The following is a 6,000-nucleotide window of genomic DNA, read 5'->3' as shown; positions in this document are numbered from 1 at the left end:
CGCTTAAACCTAATTGCTGGCTTGCTGAACTACGAACTGGCACATGCCTCCTGATTCATGCAGGAGGTCTAATGTAGTTGGGTTGAGCTTACGCTCAACCCAACTATAGAAGGGGTATTAGATTTCGTTACCTTAATCCAACCTACTAATTAAATTTAAAGTGGGACTTGGCTTGTCGTTATGGTAAAAATTATGGTCTATTGATGTAGGCGATCGCTTCTGTGACTTGCTGGGAAATCAGTTGTTGGAGTTCGTCTCTGGCACGTTGTTGCTGATACTCGGCACCTTCTTTTGTGGTGGCATAGAGAGGGGGCACTCTATTCAAGACATAGGCAACAATATCTCTCAGCTTCTGGATGCAATCGCTTGTGGCTTCAATTTCCGCCAACTGTGCGAGCGCCTCTTTTTGCACCAACTCTTCCATCACGTTGACGATCCTTTTACCCAGATAGGTTGGCTCAAACTCTGCTCCAGTAGGAGGTCTGCGTCGCGGAGGTTTTGGAGGCTCGCCTGAATCAAATTCAGTCAAGGGTGTTGCATCATCAACAAATGATTCAGACAGATAATTTAGCGTAGCTAAAGGATGATTTGATGGTCGGGAATTTGGATTTGTCATATAGCTCATCAGTACCAATGCTTCATTTTTAGCGCGATCTCTTGTAGGGTAGGCATTGCCCGCGAAAATCCCGACATCCCTACACAGAGTAGAATGGCATTGCCCACCAACCCAAGCTTTTATATTAACTTCACTTGACTTAGATCGATGCTTCCAGTTTGAGCCAAAAATTACCTGGCAAGCAATGCCCGCCATTCAGTTCAATCAAAGGTAAATTTATTTTTTACTCAAGATTTTCCAGATGAGATTTAGAAAATCTAATTAAAAGTCATAGAGCCTTATTCACTGCTTCCTCACCTGGAAAAGCCTTAGCAACATTGGGTGCTAGCAATACTAAGTTAGTGCTTTGTTTGTAACGTTCAACATACTTCCCCTTGACATACCCATGCATTTGAGCGCTGTCGTATTCAGCACAAAGTTCATCATCAAACTCGGTGTTAATTTCCTTCTTTATTAAACCTTTGTTCTCTGCGCGTTGCTTCTTTTGCAGCGATCGCTACCTCCTCCGCAAAGACGGTACTGAGTTGCATTAGCCAAATATCAAACTCATTGCACGGTAATACAGTAGGGGCACACGCCTGTGCGCCCCTATGATTGGGAAAATAGAAACGATCGGGAATCTGCCACAACCATCCTGTAGTACCTTATAATACAAATATTCAATTTCCCTTTCTTCTTTCCCACTCAGGACTCAAGAGGCGATTCATCGCGTCTCTACACATTTAGCCCTCAATGCCGCTTTTTGTAAAAAGTCGCCGCACATCCCTAGATACTTTGCGTAAACGCTATGATGCAGCAACGATTCTCGACGTAACTTCTCGCAGTACCGAACCTTGGGTTCGCTTTAGCCCTTTTTATCCGCATGGTGGAATTCCCGTTCCTTTTTCCCCAGGACACTTCAGCTATACCGTTGAAGGAATTTGGCAAGGATTAAAAGTTTTTGAGTCTGCGGATGTAGATCCGGGCAAACTAGCGATCGCTAATATGAAGGGGATCAAGCGCACGGCACGAACTTACGGCAAGGTTCTAGGGCATCGTGCAGGCTTAACCGGAGACAAATTATTGTCCTATATAGAAGCGCGTCGTGCCATCTACCTACCATCGTATAAATGGGTACTAGAGAACCGCCTTCAGAACCTACTTGCGGAACTCAAACAGCTAAGTGCAGACCAAACAGTATTGTTATTAGATTATGAAACAAACTGCGATTTAGACGATTTATCGAGTCCTTTATCCCACGCAGGATTGGTCAAGCGATATTTAGAAGATGACTGGTATTGTTAAGCTAAAAAGAGCGACTTAATGAATAATTCTCGCTTAGTTAAAATTAGCAAATATCTCAGCAAGCATCTTCGGCATACTCCTGAAGCCATTGGTCTTGAACTTGCACCTGGTGGCTGGGTTGCTGTCGATGAACTTCTAAAAGCGTGTGCAGATCGTTCTTTTATGCTTACTCGTGCTGAACTTGATGAAGTTGTTGCTAAAAATGACAAAAAACGCTTTTCTTTTGACTCAACAGGTACCTTAATTCGGGCGAATCAAGGACATAGTACAGAAGTTGATTTGCAGCTAGAAGCCGTTGTTCCTCCAGATGTGTTATACCACGGTACAGGACAGGGTACAGTCGAATCAATTTTGAGTACAGGACTGTGTAAAATGTTGCGGCACCACGTTCATCTATCGAAGGATATTTCCACCGCAAAAACTGTCGGCGCACGACATGGTCGTCCAGTAGTTTTTGCTGTAGATGCGGCGGCGATGCACAAAGCAGGATATGAATTTTACTGTTCTGAAAATGGGGTTTGGTTGGTGGATCGCGTTCCAGCCGAATACTTGCAACAAATTTAATGGCAGCTTGGAAAAATAACTGAGCGCATTACTTTCTCATCATTCCATCACAAAGCAAGAAGAACTGAAACTATGGGATCGGGATATTTCGGAAACGACGAAAGCAATCCAGGCAACAAAAACCCGCAAGCTAAAGGCTTATTAGGTGCAGGTTGGCGACCCTTAACTCGGCAGATAGACTGGGGATTTCTTTGGCATTTAGTGTTTAACGATTCCAAAGAGCTAAGCCAGAAAACTTTGGGTTTAGCCAGCGATATTGCTGATGCAATGGGTCGCAACGAATATACTTGGTGGGCAAATATTTTAAATGTATTTTCTGAAAGTACGCGATATGAAGTTGATGAATTCTGGAATTATATTACCCCAGATCCTCCAACTCCAGATTATCGCTTCCAAGACGTTTTAAGTGTTGATTCGCCTGTGATTCAATTTGTCAGTCGTAACAGCATTCCCATTGAACACGTCCTCAACCGGCTACAGGAAATAACGATTTTCAAAATTCTGGAATTATTGGGTCGTCCAGATATGATTACCCAGTATTATCTAGATCGATATTTTTATTTTCCGGTAGATCGATTTGTTAACTGGGAACGTCTCGATATTATTAACACGGTTTATGCCTATTGGCCTCAACAGCAAGCTTGGCTAGAAATTGAAAATTTAGATCGGGGACGACGACGCTATACCCTAATGGCGAAGGAACTAGCGCCACTGATCAATAAAGCAACTTTCAATCTTGCAGTGATGCTGAGTGGCTACCAAAGTCGTGTAGGAAAAATTCACGGCGAATTTCCAATTCGGTCGTTTCCCGCCGATATTCAAAGTTTTACCGATACGGTACAGCAGGCAATTCTCGACCAAAGTCAGTTGGCGGTTCTCGTCCACGGAGATCCGGGTACGGGGAAAACTGCTTGGACGCAAGCTGTAGCACAAGAAATTCTCGCGCCTCTCGGATATGTGATTTTTATTCTGGATCACGATGCGGTTGAGAATTTTGTGCCGCCAAGTTACTTAGAGCGAATTTGTCTAATTATCAACGAAGCGGATAATTTAGCCAAAAATCGCGCTTCTGAAGCTGCTCAAAATAATAATAAGACGGAGCATATTTTGAGCTTACTGGATGGAACATTGTATCAAAGCGTAATTGATGATTCGGGAATTCATACGAAGCAAAAGTTAGTGGTTTTGATGACTTGCAATACAACTGAAAGATTAGATCCAGCCGTTTTACGCAAAGGAAGAGTTGATTTCACTTATGAATTTGCTCACCGATTTGTGTAAGGTTAGATAAATGAAGATACAAGGTTGTTATGTAACCACAAATAAATAGAGAAAGAAGAAGAAACATATATGTATTCTATTTAACTGGCGACATAAGCTTTGCTGAACAACGGCATACGGAAAAGGCAATAGTGTTATGTTAATTTAAACACCCATTTTGTAGGCTGGATTGAGGTAACGAAACTCAGCATCATCCTGGGAATATTGGTTTTCGCCGCTCAATCAAACCTACAGTTGCCCGCAATCAGCCTTATCACTATTTACAAAAAAAATTAACTAAGCCAAACATCTTAATCAAGGCAATATCATGACAGATATTCGCAACCTCCTTAACCAAATTGCTGCACAGGAAGTGCAATTGCGCGATACTCAGTTTCTCGCACCATGCGTAGGTGGGGGGAAAGTACGCGCTTCTGTAGCGGGGATGGTTTATACCTTTAAACCGCAGCCACAAGACTTTGAAGGATGGGGCATTTTTCAGCCAATGAACGAAAAAAAGGCTGAAATGGTGGAGGAAGCAAACTTGCCGCAGGTGGCGGAATATCTGCGACTGTTGAAGCCGTTGCGCCTGCGTCTGGCTTATGTGTTGCAAGGACAAACTTGGCTTGCGTACCCGGTCAATGAATCTGATATGCAGCAGCGCTTGGGTGCCGCTAAGCCAGTGCCGGTATATTTAGTTACTGAGGGTGCAGCATTTGAGCCAATAATTGCGCGTTGGGATGGCAGCGCTTGGTGGTTTGATGAACTGGATCGACGTGCCGATCCCCTGGTGGCGGAACAACTCAGAGAACAATTGAGGAATGGGACGGAAACGGAAAATCTTCGCTTTGCGGGGATGACGCCAGAGATGCGTACCGTCTATGACTTGGCGTTACAGCAGACAGAAGAATATCAACGCCGAAGGCAGCAACAACTTGAAGAAGAACGCTTGCGCCAGCAGCGACGGGATACAAGACGCCAGCAGCAAGCACAACGCCCATACAGACACTACCAAGAGGTACGGCAAGATCCGTATCGGCGGGCGATGTCAGGTGATGAAAGCCGCGTGCGCGATGCCTTGGGGATGGGTGGTGGCGAACTCGAAGATGTGCGCGATCGCGGTGACTTTTGGCAAGTCGAGTGGACAACCCGCAACGGTGAACGTCACATCTCTGCGATTGACAAGCATGATTTGACAGTGATTAGTTCTGGCATTTGCCTAAGCGGACGCGATCGCGATTTTGACTTGCAATCCCTCGTTGGCGTTATCGAAGCGCGAGATAACTGGGACTTTTGAATTAGTTATTAGCCATTAGCAAAAATGTCTATCTTCTTTCACGAACAACTCCACAGAACATCTGCACTGATGGCGAAGCTAAAAGACTTCCCGGTGACGGTGTGCGGTGCGGGGGCGCTGGGGGCGAATATTACTGAAAATCTTGCACGTTCTGGCTTTGGGAAGCTGGTGGTTATCGATCGCGATCGCATTGAGGAACGCAACCTCTCCACTCAGCCTTATTACCGCTCAGATGTTGGCGCTTACAAAGCTAAAATTCTCACCAATACCCTCTATCGTGCCTTGGGTGTTGCCGTTGATGGGCGTCCGAAAGAATTAACATCAGCAAACGCTGCCCAATTGCTCAGCGGTAGTACGCTTGTTATTGATACTTTTGATAACAGCATCAGCCGTCAAATTGTTAAAGATTGTTGCACAGCAGCAAATATTCCTTGTCTGCACGTTGGCTTAGCTTCCGATTATGCTGAAATTATCTGGAACGAAGTTTACCGCGTTCCTTCACCAGCAAACGATGATGTTTGCGAATACCCGCTAGCGCGGAATTTAGTAATGTTAGCTGTTGCTGTAGCGAGTGAAGTAATTATTAATTTTGTCGCCACTGGTAATCGGGAAAGTTTTACAGTGACGCTAGGAGATTTTGCCGTCAAAGCATTTGATAAGTTTTGAATTTTGAATTTTACAGTGCAGATATTTTACCGATGGTTAAGAAGTGAGAAAATAAGCCTGAAAAATAGCGTTAGTTAACCTCTATTAACCAGAGAAAGCGCAGCTTTTCTGATTCGGTGCGTTACTAATTTTTCAGCTCCTAGAGCAATCAGGAAACCCCCTCCAAGGCAAGCAGCTTTTGAGAGATTTCCACTCTCAAGAACGAATCCAGAAATTGCTGCTACCACTCCTAAAACAACATATAACTGGAGTAGCCAAAGGGGTTGAAGCTTAAGATCCTTCAGTAACAACTCATCATGCTTGTTGAGCATAG

Annotated in this window: 6 protein-coding genes; 5 read left to right on the top strand and 1 reads right to left on the bottom strand. The window is 44.3% G+C overall.

The window, feature by feature from the left end; translation table 11 throughout:
• Positions 1-190 precede the first annotated feature (190 nt).
• Positions 191-625 (bottom strand): late competence development ComFB family protein, encoded by a 435-nt coding sequence (locus NDA06_RS21150; RefSeq protein ID WP_242029099.1) that lies wholly within the window; start codon positions 623-625, stop codon positions 191-193.
• 723 nt (positions 626-1,348) lie between these two features.
• Here NDA06_RS21150 and NDA06_RS21145 point away from each other — a divergent pair.
• The 5 genes from NDA06_RS21145 (at position 1,349) to NDA06_RS21125 (ending at position 5,687) form a co-directional block, all read left to right on the top strand.
• Positions 1,349-1,900, top strand: coding sequence for a hypothetical protein (locus tag NDA06_RS21145; RefSeq protein WP_190986239.1), 552 nt, complete (start codon positions 1,349-1,351; stop codon positions 1,898-1,900).
• An 18-nt stretch (positions 1,901-1,918) separates the two neighbouring features.
• Complete coding sequence (locus NDA06_RS21140; RefSeq protein WP_190432472.1) at positions 1,919-2,464, top strand: RNA 2'-phosphotransferase; 546 nt, start codon at positions 1,919-1,921, stop codon at positions 2,462-2,464.
• Between the two features lie 72 nt (positions 2,465-2,536).
• The gene (locus tag NDA06_RS21135) at positions 2,537-3,745 is read left to right on the top strand and encodes an AAA family ATPase (protein ID WP_190432469.1); all 1,209 of its coding nucleotides are present in this window, start codon (positions 2,537-2,539) and stop codon (positions 3,743-3,745) included.
• Positions 3,746-4,052: 307 nt separating this feature from the next.
• Positions 4,053-5,021, top strand: coding sequence for a hypothetical protein (locus NDA06_RS21130; protein WP_190986238.1), 969 nt, complete (start codon positions 4,053-4,055; stop codon positions 5,019-5,021).
• Between the two features lie 24 nt (positions 5,022-5,045).
• Entirely contained in the window at positions 5,046-5,687 is a 642-nt protein-coding gene (locus NDA06_RS21125; protein WP_190432465.1) for a ThiF family adenylyltransferase, read from the top strand.
• Positions 5,688-6,000 lie beyond the last annotated feature (313 nt).

Origin of the sequence: Trichocoleus sp. ST-U1 (assembly GCF_039961835.1) — a bacterium.
Taxonomy (GTDB): domain Bacteria; phylum Cyanobacteriota; class Cyanobacteriia; order Cyanobacteriales; family FACHB-T130; genus FACHB-T130.
This window is presented reverse-complemented; position numbering and strand designations above follow the sequence as displayed.

Bases quoted from the DNA above. Each gene is read 5' to 3' on its own strand.
- NDA06_RS21150 (WP_242029099.1), bottom strand. From the start codon at position 625: ATGAGCTATATGACAAATCCAAATTCCCGACCATCAAATCATCCTTTA.
- NDA06_RS21145 (WP_190986239.1), top strand. From the start codon at position 1,349: ATGCCGCTTTTTGTAAAAAGTCGCCGCACATCCCTAGATACTTTGCGT.
- NDA06_RS21140 (WP_190432472.1), top strand. From the start codon at position 1,919: ATGAATAATTCTCGCTTAGTTAAAATTAGCAAATATCTCAGCAAGCAT.
- NDA06_RS21135 (WP_190432469.1), top strand. From the start codon at position 2,537: ATGGGATCGGGATATTTCGGAAACGACGAAAGCAATCCAGGCAACAAA.
- NDA06_RS21130 (WP_190986238.1), top strand. From the start codon at position 4,053: ATGACAGATATTCGCAACCTCCTTAACCAAATTGCTGCACAGGAAGTG.
- NDA06_RS21125 (WP_190432465.1), top strand. From the start codon at position 5,046: ATGTCTATCTTCTTTCACGAACAACTCCACAGAACATCTGCACTGATG.